The sequence below is a fragment of the Streptomyces sp. NBC_01515 genome (assembly GCF_045040345.1).
Lineage (GTDB): Bacteria > Actinomycetota > Actinomycetes > Streptomycetales > Streptomycetaceae > Streptomyces.
Map to the genome: position 1 here is coordinate 3835185 of NZ_CP109416.1, position 18957 is coordinate 3854141.

Sequence of the window (18957 nt, forward strand, 5' to 3'; positions counted from 1 at the left end):
CCCTACTCCATGACGCACACGTCGACCGACCAGCCCGCACGGAGGCCGTCCGGCGCCGTCGTGCCGGTGCTCGCCTTCGCGGGCATCGTTGTCGCGGTGATGCAGACCCTGCTCGTCCCGGTCATCAAGGACCTGCCGCAGCTGCTGAGCACCGAGCCCAGCAACGCCACCTGGGTCCTGACCTCGACCCTCCTCTCCGGAGCCGTCGCCACGCCGATCATGGGCCGCCTCGGCGACCTCTACGGCAAGCGCCGGATGCTGATCCTCAGCCTGGCCATCATGGTCGTGGGAGCGCTGGTCAGCGCCCTCACCAGCGACCTGCTCACGATGATCGCGGGCCGCGCGCTCCAGGGCTTCGCGATGGGCGCGATACCGCTGGGCATCGGCCTGATGCGCGACATGCTGCCCCGCGAGAAGCTCGGCTCGGCGATGGCCCTGATGAGTTCCTCGATCGGCGTCGGCGGCGGCCTCGCGCTGCCCGCCGCGGCGCTCGTCGCCCAGCACGCCGACTGGCACGCCCTCTTCTACGGCGCCGCCGGCCTCGGTGTCCTCGCGATCGGCCTGACCCTCCTCGTCGTACCGGAGTCGCCGATGCGCGCGGAGGGCACCTTCGACGTGCTCGGCGCGATCGGTCTCTCCGCGGGCCTCGTCCTCTTCCTCCTGCCCATCACGAAGGGCAGCGACTGGGGCTGGACCTCCGGCACCACGCTCGGCCTGTTCGCCGCGGCGGCCATCGTCCTGCTCCTGTGGGGCGTGATGGAACTGCGTCTGAAGGCCCCGCTGGTCGACCTGCGCACCACCGCCCGCCCGGCGGTCCTCTTCACCAACCTCGCCTCGATCATGGTCGGCGTCTCCTTCTACGTCGTGTCCCTCGTCCTGCCCCAGCTCCTCCAACTGCCTAAGTCCACGGGCTACGGTCTCGGCCAGTCGATGGTCACCGCCGGTCTGCTGGTGGCACCGCTCGGCCTGACGATGATGTTCACGGCCCCCGTCTACGCCCGTCTCTCGGCGAAGTACGGTCCCAAGGTCACCCTGATCCTCGGCATGCTGATCATCGGCATCGGCTACGGCGCGGGGCTCGGCCTCATGAGTGCGGCCTGGCAGTCCCTTGTCATCGCCGTCGTCCTCGGTGCCGGTATCGGGCTTGCGTACTCCTCGCTTCCCGCGTTGATCGTGGGGGCGGTGCCGGCGTCCGAGACCGGTGCGGCGAACGGGCTCAACACCCTGATGCGGTCGATCGGTACGTCCGTCTCCAGTGCGGTGATCGGGATGGTGCTGGCGAACACCGCGAACCATGTGGGCGGGGTTGCCGTCCCGACCATGCACGGGTTCCACGTCTCGTTCCTGATCGCCACGGGTGCGGTTGCCGTGGGGCTGTTGATGGCGCTGTTCCTTCCCAAGCCGAACCGGGCGCCGCAGTTGAACTTCAGCAGCGAGGAAGAAGCCAACCTTGAGCGGGCCGAGGAGGTTCTGCGGGGCTTCCGGGGGCGGGTGTTGAGCGCCGACGGGGTTCCGGTCGCCCGTGCCAAGGTCACGCTGATCGACCGTCGTGGGCGGCAGGCGGGGGCGACGCTCTCCGAGGAGGACGGGAGTTATGTGCTCGCTGTGCCTTCGCAGGGGGCGTATGTGTTGGCGGCGCGGGCTTCAGGGCACGGTCCGTTGGCCTCGTCTGCGACGCACGGCGGGGACGAGGCTGCCGTGGACCTGGATTTGTCCTTGCCCGGCGAGACCGTTAGCGTGTAGTCGGTAGTTCGTTGTCTGCGGGCGCGTGGGGACTGGTCGCGCAGTTCCGCGCGCCCCTAAAAGCTGGTCGCGCCCGCGCGGCGGAGCCGCACATCGATACAGTCCCGCGCCCCTAAAAGACGGACGCGCACCCCTGACTCGTAGCGGAGCCGCGCCCCTGAAGGCAAAAGCCGCACCGCACCCCCTGTCGAATTGCTCGGCGGGGGGTGCGGCAGCATATGCGTACGCCCCGCCGAAAGGACCCCCGTGCCCTCGACACCCAAGCCCAAGACCCTTGCCGCGTTCGAGGCAGCCAAGGGGTTCATGCCGGCCGGTGAAGGGCTCGCCCTGTACGCCGCCGCCGTGGAAGCCGGAGGCCTGGGTCTCCCCCTCCTCGAAGTCGGGACGTACTGCGGGCGGTCCACGCTCCTCCTCGCCGATGCCGCCCGCGAGGCCGGAGTCACCGCGCTCACCCTGGACCATCACCGGGGCAGCGAGGAGCAGCAGCCGGGCTGGGACTATCACGACCCGGAGACCGTCGACCCGGAGATCGGGCTGATGGACACGCTGCCGGCCTTCCGGCGCACCCTGCACAAGGCCGGGCTGGAGGAGCATGTGGTCGCGCTCGTCGGGCGGTCGCCGCAGGTGGCCCGTATCTGGGGCAGCCCGCTCGGGCTCGTCTTCATCGACGGTGGGCACACCGACGAGCATGCGAACGGGGACTACGAGGGGTGGGCGCCCCATGTCGCCGAGGGCGGGCTGCTGGTGATCCATGACGTGTTTCCGGAGCCGGAGGACGAGTTCACCGGGCAGGCGCCGTACCGGGTGTATCTCCGGGCGCTGGAGTCCGGCGCGTTCACGGAGGTGTCGGCGACGGACTCCCTGCGGGTCCTACGGCGTAGCGGTACCGGTATCTGAGGTCAACTGGGCAGCCCCGCCAACCAGTTGATGAGGTACTGGTTGACCTCGGCCGGGCGTTCCTGCTGGATCCAGTGGCCGCAGCCCTCCAGGATGTGCGAACCGCGCAGGCCGGGCAGGGTCACCGGGTACGCGGCGATCGCGTCGGACAGCCAGGTGGTGGAGGCGTCCAGGGAACCGCCCAGGAACAGGGACGGCTGGGTGACCGGGGCGCCGTCGTAGGCCACCAGGTCCTCCCAGTCGCGGTCCATGGCGCGGTAGCGGTTCAGGGCGGTGGTCAGGCCCGTGCGCTCGAACTCCCCCGCGTAGACGTCCAGTTCGGCCTCGCTCAGCCAGGCGGGCGTCGACGCCGGGAAGCGGTCGCGCAGGGTGCCGCCGCCCCTGCTCACGAAGTGCGGGTCGGGGGCGCCCGGTTGGGGCATCGTGTCGGCGGAGAACGCGGCGTAGAAGCCTGCGAGCCAGCCGCGTACGTCCGGTTCGATCTCGGCCTCGGCGCGGCCCGGCTGCTGGAAGTAGGAGACGTAGAACTCCTCGTCCCCGCCCATCCCCGCGAAGATCTCGCTGGGGCGCGGGCCGCCGCGGGGCGTGTAGGGGACGCTCAGCAGTCCTGCGGCTCGGAAGACGTCCGGCCTGAGGAGGGCGGAGTTCGCCGCGATGCCGGCACCCCAGTCGTGGCCGACGATCACCGCCGACCGCTCGCCGAGCGCGTGCACGACCGCCACGGCGTCCTCGACCAGGTCGAGCATCCGGTACGCCGACACGTCCTCGGGGCGCGAGGAGCGGCCGTAGCCGCGTACGTCGACGGCGACCGCGCGGTGGCCCGCCGCGGCCAGTGCCGGGAGCTGGTGGCGCCACGAGTACCAGGACTCCGGGAAGCCGTGCACGAGCAGGACCAGGGGGCCGGTGCCCTGTTCCACGAGGTGGATGCGGCCGGCGGGGGCGGGGACGAGCCGGTGGACGGCTTCCTTGACCATGGTCATGTGTCCTCCGTGACGGGGGCTGGTCCCTTGATCCTCCGCCCCGGCACCGCCACCCCACGACTCTTGTTGCCGCTTCGGCAAACCCACCCTGTGCGGCGGCTAGGGTGGCTTCCGTGTCGTACGTAGGTCCGGACTTCGATCCTCCGCAGCCCCGCCGTCCCCGTCGAGGGCCCCTGACCGTGGCGCTGGCCGCGCTGGTCCCGGGGGCGTTGATCGGGTGGTTCGTGTACGAGGCCGTCGGCGGCCCGGGCGACAGCTCGGGCAACACGGCCTCCGCCTCCACCGCCTCGTCCAGCGCGCCCGTGTCCCCGTCGGGCACCGCGTCCAACGACGACAAGCCGCCGGGGCCGAGTCCCCTCAAGGGCAAGGTCGTCGTCATCGACCCGGGGCACAACGTCACCAACTTCCAGCACAGCGCCGAGATCAACCGCAAGGTGGACATCGGCACGAACTGGAAGGAGTGCGACACCACCGGGACGTCGACCAACGCGGGTTACGCGGAAGCCCAGTTCACGATGGACGTGTCCCACCGGCTGAAGGCGATCCTCGAAAAGCAGGGCGTCACGGTGAAGTTGACGCACGACGGCGACTCCCCGTCCTGGGGACCGTGCGTCGACCAGCGGGCCAGGATCGGGAACGACGCGCACGCGGACGCCGCGATCTCCATCCACGCGGACGGCGCACCGGTCGGCGACCGGGGCTTCCATGTGATCCTGCCGGGCTCCGTGCACGCGGGCGGCGCCGACACCCGCGCCATCGTCGGCCCCTCGGCCATCCTCGGGAAGGGCATCGCGGGCGATTACCATCGCGCGACGGGCGAACAGTTCTCCAATTACATCGGCGACGGCACCGGTCTCGTCACGCGTAAGGACCTGGGCGGTCTCAATCTGTCAACGGTTCCCAAGGTGTTCATCGAGTGCGGCAACATGCGCGATAGCAATGATGCTGCACTGCTGACGAACAGCGCCTGGCGACAGAAGGCGGCGCAGGGAATCTCTGAGGGAATCGTGAGTTTCCTGCGCGGGTAGCGATCAGTGGGCTGATCCGGGCGGACACCCCGACAGGGTGGACGATAGGGTCAACCGACGACGAGACGACCTACGAAGGACCTGAAGTGAATATCCGCTCCCTCACACGAGGCGACGGCGTGGTGATCGGAGCAGCGGTATTGCTCTCCATCGCGTCGTTCCTCAAGTTCTACACGGCCAACGGGATCGACCTGGACATCACCGCGTGGACGAGCCTCGGTAACGGCCTCGGCACCTACATGGGCGGCGTCATCGGTGCCGCTCTCGTCGTCGTCAACCGTTGTCTGCCGCAGCCGCGCAAGGTCGTGGGCCTGGACCTCGGGACAGTCGGCGTGGCGTTCACGGTCCTCACCGCGTGGGCCCTGTTCTGGACGCTGGTGGACGTCGGCGACAACGTCAGCGCCGGTGCCGGCCTCATCCTCGGTTTCATCGCCGCCCTCGTCCTGGCCGGGGGCGCCATCGCCACTCCCCTCGTCCCCGCCCTCCAGGCCGCCCTCGTCCCGGCCCCCAAGCCGGCCGCCCCGCAGCCCTACGGCGCCCAGCCGCCCGGTGGTTACGGCTACCCGGGCGCCGGTGCGCCGCAGCCCTCGTACGGCACTCCGCCCCAACAGGCGCAGGCCGCCCAGCCGTTCGGGCAGCCCGCGCCGGCTCCGGCCGGGGACTTCTCGCCGTTCTGGTTCGCGGTGCCGGTGGCCCGGCCGCTGTTCGCGGAGGACGGTTCGCCGTCGCCGATCGCCGAACTGGCGCCGGGTACCTGGTACTTGGCCGTGGAGCAGCGTGGTCCGGCGCTCGTGGCGCAGACCCAGGACGGCCGTCGTGGCGTCCTGCAGGACACGTCGGGGATCCAGCGCGGCTGAGTCCCCCTCCCGCTTCGACCGCGGCCCCTCGCCCTTCCGGGTGGGGGGCCGTTGTCGTACAGTCGCAGCCGTCGATCGATTGACTGACGGACCGTCAGAGACTGCAACTCGGTTGCTGTGGAGGCGATATGCGGCTCGGTCTCGCACTCGGGTACTGGGGGCGCGGGCCCTCCGCCGACCATGTGCCGCTGGCCCAGGAGGCCGAGCGGCTCGGGTACGACTCCGTGTGGACGGCCGAGTCGTGGGGCTCCGACGCCTTCACTCCCCTCACCTGGATCGCGGCGCGGACGTCAACGATCAAGCTGGGTACGGCCGTTGCGCAGATGGCGGCCCGGTCCCCGACCACCACCGCGATGCACGCGCTCACGCTCGACCATCTCTCCGGCGGGCGCGTGCTGCTCGGGCTCGGGCTGTCGGGGCCGCAGGTGGTGGAGGGGTGGTACGGGCGGCCGTTCCCCAAGTCGCCGCTCACCGCGACCCGGGAGTACGTCGAGGTCGTACGGCAGGTGCTGCGGCGGGAGGCGCCGGTCGAGGTGGCCGGGCGGTTCCACGCGCATCCGTACCGGGGCGCGGACGGCACGGGGCTCGGCAAGCCGCTCAAGTCCATTACGCATCCCCTCCGTTCGGACCTGCCGGTGCTGCTCGGTGCGGAGGGGCCGAAGAACGTGGCGCAGACCGCCGAAATCGCGGACGGGTGGCTGCCGTTGTACTGGTCGCCGAGCCGGCCGGAGGTCTACGGGACGACCACGTTCCGCGACGGCTTCCTCGTCGCACCCATGGCACAGGTGAAGGTCTGCGACGACGTCGCCGAGGGCCTCCTCCCCGTGAAGATGATGCTCGGCTTCTACATCGGCGGGATGGGGCACGCGGCCCGTAACTTCCACGCCGATCTGATGGCGCGCATGGGGTACGAGGAAGAGGCCCGGCGGATACAGGAGTTGTTCCTCGCGGGCCGCCGGGAGGAGGCCGTGCTCGCGGTGCCGGACGCGTTCGCCGACGAGATCTCGCTCGTCGGACCGCGTGAACGCATCGCGGAGCGGCTGGAGTTGTGGCGCAAGGGCCCGGTGACGGACCTGCTGGCCCTTGCGCCCGACCCGCACACGCTGCGGGTGCTGGCGGAGCTGAACTCCTAGGAGCCGCTCAACTCGCCTTCAGCCGCCCGCCAGTTGGCCTGCCGACGGCACCTTGTCGGTCACCGAGGCGCCGGCGCTCTTCCCGGCGTCCTTGACCTTGTTGATGATGTCGTCGAAGGAACCCGCCGTGGCGTCGGTCGAGTCGCCCTTGCGGAGCTTGGACGGCAGGTCCTTGAGGGAGTCGATGCCGGCGCTGAGCGGGGCGACCGCCTTGGCGAGCGTGGGGTCGCCCTTGGCGTTCTTCGTGGCCGCCTTGAGCCGGTTGTACGCGAACGCGCCCGCGAGGCCCGCCTTGATGAGCGCGAACCTGCGTCCGCTCGCGCCCTTCTTGAACTTGCCCGCCTTCCAGGGCTTCACGATCCACTGGTAGGTGGCACCGGCGGCGAGGCCCGCGTTCGCGACGAAGCGGGTCTTGGCGAACTTCTGCCGTTCGGCGGAGGTACTGGGGCTCGGGGTCGCGGCGGCCACGACGGCCGCGGTGTCCTGCGTGGCGTCATCGGTGGCGCTGCCGCAGGCCGTGGCTCCGGCGAGCAGGGCGCAGCACAGAGTGAGCGCCACGAAGAGGCGCCGTATCGGTACGGGCACGGGTTCCTCCGGGGTGTTCTCCCCGAGTGGGTGTCCTTACCCCGGCAGCCTCACCCGGCTCGGCCACGCGCGCCACCCGGGCGGGACCGTACGGGTTTCATCCCGCCGGAAGCGGCAATCCGCTTGGCATGTCCCCCTACTACCGACGCGGTTCGAATTCGGTCGGCAATGTCATCGTGATCATCGCCGACATCATGGCCCTCATCCTGGCCCTCTGGATTCTGATGTACCTGTTGGACGCCAACCGCGCGAACGACCTCGTGCAGTTCGTCCACCGCTCGGCCAACTGGCTCGCCGGCTGGTCCCGCGACCTGTTCACCTTCGACGAGGCGTGGGCGCGGGTTGTCTGCGGTTATGGCCTGGCTGCGGTGGTGTACCTGTTCATAGGGCATGCGATAGCGAACCGGGTTCACCGCTAAGCACCCGCGCGGATGTCGTCTGCGGGAGCGTCGTGGCTGGTCGCGCAGTTCCCCGCGCCCCTAAAAGCACCGGGGTTTTTAGGGGCGCGGGGAACTGCGCGACCAGCCCCCACCGGGCCCGCGCCTAACAACAATCCGGATCCAGCCCCAACGGCAAGTGCTCCGCACCGAACACCGCACAGGTCGCGTCATGCCCCCCGAGCGCCGCCACCGCAAGCAGCAACGACCCCGCGGTCCACGTGGTCAGCTCACGAGGCCACACCGCATCGTCATCGAAGACGTACCCGGTCCAGTACAGCCCGCTCTCAGAATCGCGCAGGTGCCGAATGGACTGGAGAATCTCCAACGCCCGGTCGGACTCACCCAACACCCAGAGCGCGAGGGCGAGTTCGGCGGACTCACCCCCCGTGACCCACGGGTTGGGAACGACACACCGCACCCCCAGCCCCGGCACGACGAACCGGCTCCAGCCCTCCTCCACCCGGGACTTGGCCTCCGCACCGGTCAACGCACCACCCAGCACCGGGTAGTACCAGTCCATCGAGTAACGGCCCTTGTCCAGGAACCGTTCCGGATGCCGCCGGATGGCGTGCCGCAGCGCCCCGACCGCCAACTCCCAGTCCGGCTGCGGCTCTTCCCGCTCCTCGGCGATCGCAAGGGCGCACCGCAGCGCCTGGTGGATCGAGGAGGAGCCGGTGAGCAGCGCATCGGCCGTGTCCGTACCGTCGTCCTCCCGCTTCCACCCGATCTGCCCGCCCGGCTGCTGAAGGCGCAGCACGAACTCGACCGCGGCGAAGACGTTCGGCCACAGCCGGTCCAGGAAGGTGTCGTCACCGGTGGCGAGGTAGTGGTGCCAGACGCCTACGGCGATGTAGGCGACGAAGTTGGTCTCGCGCCCCCGGTCGGTCACCTCGCCCGCGTCGCCGTCCGCGTAGGCCGCGAACCAGGACCCGTCCTCGTTCTGGTGCCGGGCGAGCCAGTTGTACGCCCGCTCGGCGGCCTCGTGCTCGCCCGCCGCGTCCAGCGCCATCGCGGCCTCGGTGTGGTCCCACGGGTCGAGGTGATGGCCCCGGAACCACGGGATCGCCCCGTCCTCCCGCTGCACGGCGAGGATGCCGGCGACGGTCGCGGCGGCCTGCTCCGCGGTGAGGACCCCGGGCAGGACGAGGTGTTCTGTCCGGGGAGTGGTCACTTGGCTTCCGCCACGGGGAGGTGCGGCTTGGTCGCGTAGGCCACGAAGCTCTTGCCGATCAGCGGGTTCAGCGCCTGTTCGGCGACCCGGGTCGCGAGGGGTTTCTTCATGATGTCCCAGACCAGGAGCTTGTGGTACGCCTGCACCGGCAGCACCTTGTCGTTGTCCACGCCGAACGCGCACTTCAGCCACCAGTACGGCGAGTGCAGCCCGTGCGCGTGGTGCGTGCCGTACGGCTTGAGGCCGGCCTCGCTGATCTTGGCGAGGAGTTCGTCCGCCTTGTAGATGCGGATGTGGCCGCCCTCGACCTCGTGGTAGGCGTCGGAGAGGGCCCAGCAGATCTTCTCTGGGCCGTAGCGCGGGACGGTGATGGCGATGCGGCCGCCGGGCTTCAGCACCCGGACCATCTCGGCGAGCACTCCCTTGTCGTCGGGGATGTGCTCCATGACCTCGGAGATGATCACGACGTCGAACGACTCGTCCGGGAAGGGGAGTTGAAGCGCGTCGCCCTCCATCGCGGTCGCCGTGGCTCCGGCGGGGGCCTCGCCGGCCTCCTTCATCGCCGCGAACCACTTGGCGACCTCGCGGATCTCCTCGGCGTTCTGGTCGAGGGCGACGACCTGTGCCCCTCGCCGATAACACTCGAACGCGTGCCGCCCGGCACCGCATCCGAGGTCCAGGACACGGTCGCCAGGGGCGAGCGGGAACCGGGAGAAGTCGACGGTCAGCACGTGGCCCTGCTTTCGGGAGAGACGCCGGTAACACTGGTCGGGGAAGGGGAAAGGGACGGAGCCGGAGACGGGGACGGAGTCACCGAGGGCGACAACGATGCCGGGGCCGCGCTGCCCGCCGGGCCTGCGGCGATCGCCTCGCGGTACCTGGCCGCCGTGCCCTCCGCCGCCTTCGCCCAGGTGAAGCGGGCCAGGACGCGTTCGCGGCCGGCCGCGCCGAGGCGGGCCCGGAGTGCCGGGTCGGTCAGGAGGCGGCTCAGGGCGGTCGCGAGTGCGCCCGGGTCCGCCGGCGGTACCGCCAGGCAGGTCTCGCCGTCGCGCCCCGCGACCTCCGGGATGGCTCCGCCCGTGGTGGCGACGAGGGGCGTACCCGTGGCCATCGCCTCCGCCGCCGGGAGCGAGAAGCCCTCGTACAGCGAGGGCACGCAGGCGACCTCCGCCGAGCGGACCAGGTCGACGAGTTCGGCGTCGGAGATGCCCTTGACGAAGTCGACGGCGCCTTCGAGGCCGTAGCGCTCGACGGCCTGGGCGACCGGGCCCTCGGTGGGGCGTTTGCCGACGACGATCAGGTGGGCGTCGGGGTGTTCGGTGCGGACCTTCGCGAGGGCCTCGACAAGGAAGACGAGGCCCTTGAGGGGGACGTCCGCGCTGGACGTGGTGACGATCCGGCCCGGCACCTGCGGTACGGCGGGGTCCGGGGAGAACAGGTCGGTGTCGGCGCCGATGTGGACGACGTGGATGCGGTCGTCGCGGACGCCGAGGTGGTCGATGATCTCCTGGCGCGAGGTGCCGGAGACGGTGAGTACGGAGGGCAGGCGGCGGGCGACCCGCTTCTGCATCCGCGTGAAGGAGTACCAGCGGCGCTTGGACATGCGCTGGCGCCAGTTCTCGGCCGCGTCCAGCTCCAACTGCCGGTCCACGGTGATGGGATGGTGGATCGTCGTCACCAGCGGGGCGCCGACGTCCCCCAACAACCCGTACCCCAGCGTCTGGTTGTCGTGCACGATGTCGAACTCGCCGCGCCGGGCCCGGAGATGGCGGCGGGCGCGGAGCGAGAACGTGAGGGGCTCGGGGAAGCCGCCGGTCCACATCGTCGCCACTTCGAGGGCGTCGATCCAGTCCCGGTACTCGTCGCGCTTCGGGGTGCGGAAGGGGTCCGGGGAGCGGTAGAGGTCGAGCGAGGGCAGCTCGGTCAGGGAGATGCCGTCGTAGCCCTCGTCGAGCACGGGGTACGGCTGCGAGCCGATGACCTCGACGCGGTGCCCGAGGCGGGCCAGTTCGCGGGAGAGGTGGCGGACGTAGACGCCCTGGCCCCCGCAGAACGGGTTCCCCTTATAGGTGAGGAGTGCGATACGGAGCGGTCGCTCGCCGTCGGCTGCCAGGTCCTCCTGGGGACCCGCCTGACTGGCCTCAGCGGTCACTCTGAGCCCCCTTCTGCCTGCACTGTCCCGCGAGATTACGCCGGGACGCTAATCTAGAACAAGTTTCAGACTTGATCGTCCAGGAGGTTCCGAATCTACCGGCCGGTACGGGCGCTGTGAGAAGTGGATCAGGTGATTCACACCACGGCCGACGCCCTGCCATGATCGGTGCGATCACCCGCCCTCACCGACAGTCACGGATCGGGAGCCATGTCAGCGCAAGCCAAGCCCGAAGCCACTGCGCGGACCTCGCCGCCCCTCACCGAGCGGCAGGAGGCCCGTCGGCGCCGCATCCTGCACGCGAGCGCCCAGCTGGCGAGCCGGGGCGGTTTCGACGCGGTGCAGATGCGGGAGGTCGCGGAGTCCTCGCAGGTCGCGCTCGGCACGCTGTACCGGTACTTCCCGTCCAAGGTGCATCTCCTGGTCGCCACGATGCAGGACCAGTTGGAACACATGCACGGCACGCTCCGCAAGAAGCCGCCGGGCGGTGACACGGCGGCCGAGCGGGTCGCGGAGACCCTGATGCGGGCCTTCCGCGCGCTCCAGCGCGAGCCGCACCTCGCCGACGCGATGGTCCGCGCGCTGACCTTCGCGGACCGCAGCGTCTCCCCCGAGGTCGACCAGGTGTCGAGGCAGACCACGGTGATCATCCTGGACGCGATGGGCCTCGAACACCCCACGCCCGAGCAGCTGTCGGCGGTCCGGGTCATCGAGCACACCTGGCACTCGGCGCTGATCACCTGGCTCTCGGGACGGGCGTCGATCGCCCAGGTGAAGATCGACATCGAGACGGTCTGCCGGTTGATCGATCTCACGGAACCGGGCGGGGCCGGGGACCGATAATTCCCCCATGGCGATCATCCACCGCACCTACCTGAAGCCCACGAAGCTCGAACTCCTCACCACCTGGCTCCCCACCCGCGCCTGGTATCACGGCTCCCCCGAACCGGAGTTGGTGAAGTCCGGCGGGTTCCGGCTCGACGACCCTGAGGGCGAGGTCGGCATCGAGTTCATGGTCGTCACCGACGCCCCGGACGCCTACCTCGTACCGCTCACCTACCGGGCCGCCCCGCTCCCCGGCGCCGAACACGCCCTCGTCGGCACGATGGAACACGGCGTGCTCGGTCCGCGCTGGGCCTACGACGGCTGCCACGACCCGGTGCTGACCGCCGGGCTGACGGCGCTCGTCGAGGGGCGGGTGGAGGCGCAGGCGCAGAGCGTCTCCGACACCCTGGACCGGGAGGTCGCCCGCTCCTGGACCGGTACGGCACGCGTCCCCGCCCTGGGCGCCCCGGCCGACACCGCCGAGGCCACCGAGTTCGCCGTACCGGACGGCCCGACCCTGCGGCTGCACCGGGTGCTGACCCCCGGCTCCACGCCTCCCGAGGACGCGATCGGCCAGGTCACCGGCGCCTGGGCACAGGCCGACGGCACCCGGGTCCGAGCGCTGTTCGCCACGCTCCGGCCCGGTTAGTCCCTTAGTTCCTCAGTCCCTGTGGCTCATGCGCTGGTGGAGGCCAGCGCCTTGCGCCGGTCCGCCACGTAACGCGCCACGGTCTTCCGGTCGGCCGCCGTCAACAGCCGCTTCTCGACGGCCTGTTGGACATCCCGGACCGCTCCGGACAGCCCCGTGTCCGCCTGGCACTCCGCGTCGGCGCGTGCGGTGCGGATCTCGTCGTTGCCGAGCGCGCGCAGGGCCGTCTCGTCCGAAGCAGCTTGCTGTAGACGGGAGCTGACATTCTGCCGGGGTGCCTGGAGGTCCTTCGCCGGGTGCCCCGCCTTGGTCATGCACGAGGACCAACGGCGTACGGCGGCAAGGTAGTCGGGGTCCTTCTCCACGGCGTCGAGGACACGGTTCGCCAGTCCTACGGTGACGGGCTCGACCTTGTTCCAGTCCGCGCCGTACAACTCCGCGCGGGCCCGGGCGACACAGCCGTCGGTGGAGTAGGCGAGGCTGACGCCGTCGGGCAGGCGCAGGCTCACCCGGTGGGCCGGGGTGCCGGTCAACGCCCGTTGCCAGGCGGCCTGGTGGGGTTCGCTCGCGGGGACGGGGGTGGACCGCTGGTAGAGGTACTCGCCGACGATGCCGTAGCCGTCCTGGGTCGCCTTCCGGACGGTGAGCAGGCCGTAGGGGTTGGTCTCCTCGCCGCGCCGGGACGCGGTGCGGGGCTGGGCCGTGTAGGTCTGGCCGCGGGCGCTCATGCAGGCGGCGACGGCTCGTTCCTCGCGGTCGTGCAGGCGTACGGCGTCGGCGTACGTGGACGCGGTGGCGCCCGACAGGGGACGGACGTCGGGTGCCTCGGGCCCGCGGGCCGGCTGCTCACCCCCGTGAGAGCAGCCGACCGCGGTCAGCACAAGGAGCACCGTGAACAGTGTCCGCCGCGCCGTGGTTGTGCTCACACGCACCAGTCGTTGGAGGCGACGTTGTGCCAGTACACGGTGTTCGCCAGCGAGCCGTTGTAGTAGCCCTTGGCGAGGATGTAGCTGGAACCCGTGTAGCCCGTGCCCGAGTAGATCCGGACGTTGCAGTTGTTGCCGTTGTTGTACAGCGACTCGGCGTTGTTGAACTTGTTGTACTGGAGCAGGTTCGTGTTGTCGCCGTAGACCACGCCGGGGTCGCCCGAGCCGTTGACGCCGAGGTAGGCGCACAGTCCCCCGGAGGGGCAGTCCGACAGCGCCGCGCTCGCGGGGGCGGCGGTGATGAACGCGCCGGTGGTGGCCAGGGCCACGCTTCCCAGGGCGATGCCGGCCTTGGCCAGGATCCGCTTCATTCTCTGTGTTCCTCCATCACTCGGGGTGCCGCCCACGGGACCAAGTCGTCCGTGGCGCGGGCGAGTTGCCGTGACCAAGGTGGCGGAGGGAGGTGGCCGTGGACCTTGCGCAAACCTTGTCCCGCAGGTGGGCAGGTGGTTGGGTGCGCGGTGGAGAACCCGTGAAGCACGTGGGGTGGGGCTGTGGAGACGGACGCGAGCGGATTTCGGCTGCTGGGCCCCGTGGAGTTATGGGTGGCGGGCTGCCCGGTCGACCTGGGCCCCGCCAAGCGGCGCACGGTCCTGGCGGCCCTGCTGGTGGACGCGGGCCGCTGGGTACCGGCCGAGACCCTGATCGACCGGGTCTGGGGCGAGGCCCCGCCCGCGCAGGTGCGCGCCACCTTGTACGCCCATGTCGCCCGTATCCGCCGGGTCCTGGCGGAGACGGGGCCAGGGCTCACCGCACTCTACGGCGGTGACCCTGGGAGCCCCGAAGTCCTCTCCCCCGCACCGGAGTTGGTGCGCGGCCCGGCCGGATACCGGCTCGACCTCGGGCCCGACCTGGTCGACGTGCACCGCTTCCGGAGCCTGGTCACGCGGGCCCGCCGGACCCAAGGCTCCGACGCGGCACGGGTGTTGACGCTGCGGGAGGCGATGGGGCTGTGGCAGGGGACGCCGTTGGCCGGGCTGCCCGGCGAGTGGGCGGCGCGGACCCGGGAGAGCTGGGTGCATCAGTACGTCGACGCCGTGCCGGCCTGGGCGGAGGCCGAACTCCGGGTCGGGGGGCACCTGGTGGTGGTCGACGCGCTGTCCGTCCTCGTCGCCGAGCACCCGCTGGTCGAGCCGCTCGCGGTGGCGCTGATCCGGGCGCTGGACGCGGCCGGGCGCGCTCCGGAGGCACTCGCCTGCTACGGCGCCCTGCGCGAGCGGCTGGCCGGCGAACTCGGCACGACCCCGGGGGCGGAGGCCCAGCGGGCACACCAGGCGGTGCTGCGCGAGAAGGCCGCCCCGCGACCGCCGTTCGGGACCGGCACCGAGCGCGCCAAGACGGTCGTACCCGCTCAACTCCCCCTCGATGCCGTGGGGTTCACCGGTCGGGAGGAGGAACTGGCGCGGCTGGAGAAGGTCTTGGGGGCGAGCACGCGGCGGCCCAGCGCCGTCGTGGTGTCGGCGGTGTCCGGGACGGCGGGCGTGGGCAAGACGGCTCTGGCGGTGCACTGGGCGCACCGGGCCCGGGACCGGTTCCCGGACGGGCAGTTGTATGTGAACCTGCGCGGCTACGACCCCGACCGTCCGATGACCGCCCCCGACGCGCTGGTCCGGTTCCTGACCGCGCTCGGGGTGTCCGAACAGGACATCCCGCCGGAGCCGGACGACCGGGCGGCGCGCTACCGCACGGAGGTCGCGGACCGGCGGATGCTGATCGTGCTGGACAACGCGGCGACCGTGGAGCAGGTCCGTCCGCTGCTGCCCGGCACCGGTTCCTGCGCGGTGCTGGTGACCAGCCGGGACAGCCTGGCCGGGCTGGTCGCGCGGGAGGGCGCCCAGCGTCTCGACCTCGACCTGCTGCCCGCCGACGCGGCCCGCACCCTGCTGCGCCGGCTGATCGGCCCCCGCGCCGAGGCCGAGCCCGCCGCCGTGGACGCCCTCGCCGCGCAGTGCGCCCGGCTGCCCCTGGCGCTGCGCGTCGCCGCCGAACTCGCCGCCGCCCGCCCCTGCACCCCGCTGGCCGACCTCGTGGCCGAACTCGCCGACCAGCAGCGGCGGTTGTACCTCCTCGACGCGGAGGGCGACCCCCGGGCCGCCGTCGTCACGGTGTTCTCCTGGTCGCTACGGCAACTGCCCGCGGAAGCGGCACGCACGTTCCGCCTGCTCGGCCTGCACCCCGGCCCCGACCTCGACGCGTACGCCGCCGCGGCGCTGACCGGCAGCACGCTGCCGGCCACCCGCCGAGCCCTGGAGATCCTCGCCCGCGCCCATCTGGTCCAGCGCGCGGACACCACCCCCGCACCGACCGGCACGTCCACGCAGGCCGCCCGCGGTCCCCTCGACACCCCCACCCGGGCCCACCTGAGCCAGCGCGCGGACACCACCCCCGCACCCACCGGCACGCCCACCCCAGACACCCGCCGCACCCACGACACCCCCACCCCCAACCAACCCGCCCCACGCGCGAACCCCGCCCGCTACGGCATGCACGACCTGCTGCGTGCCTACGCCGTCCGGCTCGCCGTGGCCCAGGACGCGCCGGAGACCCGCGAGGCGGCGCTCGACCGGCTCTTCGACCACTACCTCGCCACCGCGGCCACCGCCATGGACCGCCTCCACCCGGCCGAGGCCCACCGGCGCCCCGCCGCTCCCGAGACCTCGACTCCCATGCCCGACCTGTCGGATCCGGACGCCGCACGCGCCTGGCTGAACACCGAGCGCACCTGTCTGACGGCGATGTCCGCGCACACCGCCGCGCACGGCCGGCCCACGCACGCCATCCGGCTCTCCCTCACCCTGTACCGCCATCTCATCAGCGGCCACCACACCGACGGCCTCACGATCCACGGCCACGCCCGCGACGCCGCCCGGCTGCTCGCCGACCCGGCGAGCGAAGCCCTCGCCCTGCTCGGCATCGGCACCGCCCACTACCAACTGGCCCGGCACGAACCGGCCCGCCGGCACCTCCAGGAGGCGCTGGCCCTGTTCCGCCGGGCCGCCGATCCCACCGGCGAGGCCCGCGCCCTGACCAACCTCGGCCTGGTCGAGGAACGCCTGGGCCGCTTCCTGTCGGCCGTCGAGTACCTCGACCGGGCCCTGGTGCTGTACCGGAGCATCGACGACACGTCGGGCGAGTCGATCGCGCTGAAGAATCTCGCCCATGTCGAGGGCCAGTTGGGCCGCTACGACGAGGCCGCCGACCACCTCCAGCAGTCCCTGACCCTGCTGCGCCGCACCGGCAACCGCTATCTGGAGGCGCACGCGCTCATGGACCTCGGCACGGTCGAGACGCGCCTCGACCGCCTGGACGAGGCCGCCTGTCACCAGGAACAGGCCCTGGTCCTGCTCCGGGAGGTGGGCGACGGCTACGGCGAGGCCGGGGCCCTGCACGGCCTCGGCCTGGTCCACTCGCTCCGTGACGACCACGTACAGGCCGCCGAATGCCACCGCCAGGCACTCGCCCTCTACTCCCGCAACGGCGACCGCGACGGCGAGGCCAGAGCCCTCAACGGCCTCGGCGAAGCCGCCCGGGCCGCCGCCCACCCCACCGACGCCCTCACCCACCACACCGACGCCCTCACGATCGCCGAGGACATCGAGAACCCGGGCCAACAGGCCCGCGCCCACGCGGGGTTGGCCGAAGCCCACCACGCCCTCGACGACCCCGCCCCCGCCGTCCACCACTACGAGCACGCACTCACCCTGTACACGGAACACGGCATGCCGGAGGCGGACGCGGTCAGGCAGCGGCTGGCCTCGATGACCCCTGGAGTTCGCTCTCCCGGGGCCACCGGCCGCTGAACCAGGGCGAGTTACTCCTCCGGCGGAAACACCGGCTCCCCGCTCCCCAGCAGCGTGATCATGATGGCCTCCACCGGGCATCCCTCCGCCGCCGCGAGGATCCTCTCGTTGGCGTCGGTCTCCGGTTCGGCCGGGTGGGACTGCATGGCCGCGTCGAGGCGGAAGCGGTCGGGGGCCTGGTGGGTGCACTGGGCCGAGCCGATGCAGATGGAGCGGTCGACCTCTACCTGCCAGCGGTCGCCCATCGCCTGGTCACCCCTCCCAGCCGGCGGGCAGGTGGATCATCTTGTGTTCGAGGAACTCGGAGTAGCCCTCCGGCCCGAACTCCCGTCCCAGGCCGCTGTTCTTGTAGCCGCCGAAGGGGCCGAGCATGTCGAGGCTGAAGGTGTTGACGTTGTACGTGCCGGTGCGGACCTGGCGGGCGATGTCGATGCCGTGGGCGACGTCGCCGGTCCAGACGCTGCCGCTCAGGCCGTAGTCGGAGTCGTTCGCGATCTTCACGGCCTCCGTCTCGTCGCCGTACGGGAGGAGGCAGATCACCGGGCCGAAGATCTCCTCGCGGGCTATGCGCATGGAGTTGTCGACGTCTCCGAAGAGGGTCGGCTCCACGTACCAGCCGTGGTCGATGCCCGGTGGACGGCCGCCGCCCGTAAGGATTTTGGCGCCCTCCTCCTGGCCTATGCGGATGTAGTCGAGGTTTCGTTGTTGCTGACGCTTGGTGACCAGCGGGCCCACCTGGGTGGCCGGGTCGAGCGGGTCGCCGACCACCAGCGCGCTCGCCGCCGCCGCGAACGCGTCCGCGAACTCGTCGTAGCGCGAGCGGGGTACGAGGATGCGGGTCTGGGCGACGCACGCCTGGCCGTTGTTCATCCAGGCGGACGAGACGATGCCGGGGACGGCGGTCGTGATGTCCGCGTCGGGCAGGACGATCGCCGCCGACTTGCCGCCCAACTCCAGTGTCACGCGCGTGAGATGGCGGGCCGCGACCTCCATCACGCGCTTGCCCGCCGCGACCGAACCGGTGAAGGAGACCTTGTCGATGCCCGGATGTCCGACGAGGTACTCACTGACCTCGCGGTCGGCCGGGAGGATCGACAGGACGCCGTCCGGCAGGCCCGCCTCCTTCGCTATCTCGCCCAACAGGTAGGCGTCCAGGGGCGATTCGGGCGACGGCTTGAGGATCGCCGTGCAGCCGGTGAGCAGCGCCGGTGCGAGTTTGGCGGCGGCCACGAACTGCGGGACGTTCCACGGGACCACGGCCGCGACCACCCCGACCGGCTCCCGGCGGACAAGGATCTTGCCGAGGACTCCGTCGCGGCTCTCCTCGTAGGTGAAGCCCTTCGCGACGGTGATCGCCGCGTCCCAGACCATCATCGCGCCGAGGGCCTGCCCGAGGATGCTCCAGGAGTACGGCGACCCGTTCTCGGAGGAGATGACGCGGCCGATCTCCTCGTACCGGGCGGCGATCGCGTCCTTGATGCGGGTGACGACCGCGATCCGTTCGTCGAGGGTCGTGCGGGGCCAGGGTCCTTCGTCGAAGGCCTTGCGGGCCACGGCGACCGCGCGGTCCACGTCCTCCCTCGACGCGTGCGGCACGCGGCCGATGACCTCCTCGCTGTGCGGGGAGATCACCTCGATGACGTCCTTGCCCAGGGGATCGGTCAACTCCCCGCCGATGAACAGCTGTCGGTGTTCCACGAGCTCCGTCATG

At 71.2% G+C, this 18957-nt stretch carries 18 protein-coding genes; 9 read left to right on the forward strand and 9 right to left on the reverse strand.

Features of this window, described 5'->3' with window-relative positions; all coding sequences use genetic code 11:
* The first annotated feature begins 9 nt into the window (after positions 1-9).
* Both OG407_RS16925 and OG407_RS16930 read left to right on the forward strand, forming a co-directional pair.
* Positions 10-1743: an MFS transporter gene (locus OG407_RS16925; protein ID WP_405858916.1), complete on the forward strand. Its 1734-nt coding sequence runs from the start codon at positions 10-12 to the stop codon at positions 1741-1743.
* 246 nt (positions 1744-1989) lie between these two features.
* Positions 1990-2640: a class I SAM-dependent methyltransferase gene (locus OG407_RS16930; protein WP_405858918.1), complete on the forward strand. Its 651-nt coding sequence runs from the start codon at positions 1990-1992 to the stop codon at positions 2638-2640.
* Between the two features lie 2 nt (positions 2641-2642).
* On the opposite strand, the gene OG407_RS16935 is transcribed toward OG407_RS16930, so the two are convergent.
* Complete coding sequence (locus tag OG407_RS16935) at positions 2643-3620, reverse strand: alpha/beta fold hydrolase (protein WP_405858920.1); 978 nt, start codon at positions 3618-3620, stop codon at positions 2643-2645.
* A 113-nt stretch (positions 3621-3733) separates the two neighbouring features.
* On the opposite strand from OG407_RS16935, the gene OG407_RS16940 reads away from it, so the two are divergent.
* The 3 genes from OG407_RS16940 (at position 3734) to OG407_RS16950 (ending at position 6638) form a co-directional block, all read left to right on the forward strand.
* Positions 3734-4648: an N-acetylmuramoyl-L-alanine amidase gene (locus tag OG407_RS16940; RefSeq protein WP_405858922.1), complete on the forward strand. Its 915-nt coding sequence runs from the start codon at positions 3734-3736 to the stop codon at positions 4646-4648.
* A gap of 86 nt (positions 4649-4734) precedes the next feature.
* Positions 4735-5505 carry a hypothetical protein gene (locus tag OG407_RS16945; protein ID WP_405858924.1) on the forward strand — a complete coding sequence of 257 codons (771 nt, stop codon included), beginning with the start codon at positions 4735-4737 and terminating at the stop codon, positions 5503-5505.
* 128 nt (positions 5506-5633) lie between these two features.
* On the forward strand, positions 5634-6638 hold the full coding sequence (locus OG407_RS16950) for an LLM class F420-dependent oxidoreductase (protein ID WP_405858926.1): 1005 nt from the start codon (positions 5634-5636) through the stop codon (positions 6636-6638).
* Positions 6639-6656: 18 nt separating this feature from the next.
* Here OG407_RS16950 and OG407_RS16955 read toward each other — a convergent pair whose 3' ends face one another.
* Positions 6657-7223, reverse strand: coding sequence for a hypothetical protein (locus tag OG407_RS16955; protein ID WP_405858928.1), 567 nt, complete (start codon positions 7221-7223; stop codon positions 6657-6659).
* Between the two features lie 128 nt (positions 7224-7351).
* Between OG407_RS16955 and OG407_RS16960 the strand changes: the two genes are divergently transcribed.
* Positions 7352-7642, forward strand: a complete 291-nt coding sequence (locus tag OG407_RS16960; RefSeq protein ID WP_405858930.1) for a hypothetical protein — start codon at positions 7352-7354, stop codon at positions 7640-7642.
* A 124-nt stretch (positions 7643-7766) separates the two neighbouring features.
* Here the strand turns inward: OG407_RS16960 and OG407_RS16965 are convergent, their stop codons facing one another.
* From OG407_RS16965 to OG407_RS16975, 3 genes are read right to left on the reverse strand one after another with little or no spacing between them, the layout of a single operon-like run.
* A complete protein-coding gene (locus tag OG407_RS16965; RefSeq protein WP_405858932.1) occupies positions 7767-8834 on the reverse strand; it encodes a prenyltransferase/squalene oxidase repeat-containing protein in 1068 nt (355 codons plus the stop codon).
* The gene (locus OG407_RS16970; RefSeq protein WP_405858934.1) at positions 8831-9565 is read right to left on the reverse strand and encodes a class I SAM-dependent methyltransferase; all 735 of its coding nucleotides are present in this window, start codon (positions 9563-9565) and stop codon (positions 8831-8833) included. Before OG407_RS16970 ends, OG407_RS16965 begins: the two co-directional genes overlap by 4 nt.
* A complete protein-coding gene (locus OG407_RS16975; RefSeq protein ID WP_405858936.1) occupies positions 9559-10986 on the reverse strand; it encodes a glycosyltransferase family 4 protein in 1428 nt (475 codons plus the stop codon). The genes OG407_RS16970 and OG407_RS16975 overlap by 7 nt, the downstream gene beginning before the upstream one ends.
* Positions 10987-11196: 210 nt before the next feature.
* Between OG407_RS16975 and OG407_RS16980 the strand changes: the two genes are divergently transcribed.
* Positions 11197-11829 carry a TetR family transcriptional regulator gene (locus tag OG407_RS16980; protein WP_405858938.1) on the forward strand — a complete coding sequence of 211 codons (633 nt, stop codon included), beginning with the start codon at positions 11197-11199 and terminating at the stop codon, positions 11827-11829.
* A gap of 7 nt (positions 11830-11836) precedes the next feature.
* Entirely contained in the window at positions 11837-12460 is a 624-nt protein-coding gene (locus OG407_RS16985; RefSeq protein ID WP_405858940.1) for a maltokinase N-terminal cap-like domain-containing protein, read from the forward strand.
* 26 nt (positions 12461-12486) lie between these two features.
* On the opposite strand, the gene OG407_RS16990 is transcribed toward OG407_RS16985, so the two are convergent.
* Positions 12487-13386 (reverse strand): hypothetical protein, encoded by a 900-nt coding sequence (locus tag OG407_RS16990; RefSeq protein WP_405858942.1) that lies wholly within the window; start codon positions 13384-13386, stop codon positions 12487-12489.
* The gene (locus OG407_RS16995; RefSeq protein ID WP_405858944.1) at positions 13383-13757 is read right to left on the reverse strand and encodes a peptidase inhibitor family I36 protein; all 375 of its coding nucleotides are present in this window, start codon (positions 13755-13757) and stop codon (positions 13383-13385) included. The genes OG407_RS16990 and OG407_RS16995 overlap by 4 nt, the downstream gene beginning before the upstream one ends.
* A 183-nt stretch (positions 13758-13940) precedes the next feature.
* Between OG407_RS16995 and OG407_RS17000 the strand changes: the two genes are divergently transcribed.
* A complete protein-coding gene (locus OG407_RS17000; RefSeq protein ID WP_405858946.1) occupies positions 13941-17246 on the forward strand; it encodes a tetratricopeptide repeat protein in 3306 nt (1101 codons plus the stop codon).
* A gap of 11 nt (positions 17247-17257) precedes the next feature.
* On the opposite strand, the gene OG407_RS17005 is transcribed toward OG407_RS17000, so the two are convergent.
* Positions 17258-17491 (reverse strand): ferredoxin, encoded by a 234-nt coding sequence (locus OG407_RS17005; RefSeq protein WP_403598935.1) that lies wholly within the window; start codon positions 17489-17491, stop codon positions 17258-17260.
* A gap of 7 nt (positions 17492-17498) precedes the next feature.
* On the reverse strand, positions 17499-18956 hold the full coding sequence (locus OG407_RS17010) for an aldehyde dehydrogenase (protein WP_405858948.1): 1458 nt from the start codon (positions 18954-18956) through the stop codon (positions 17499-17501).
* Position 18957: the final 1 nt, after the last annotated feature.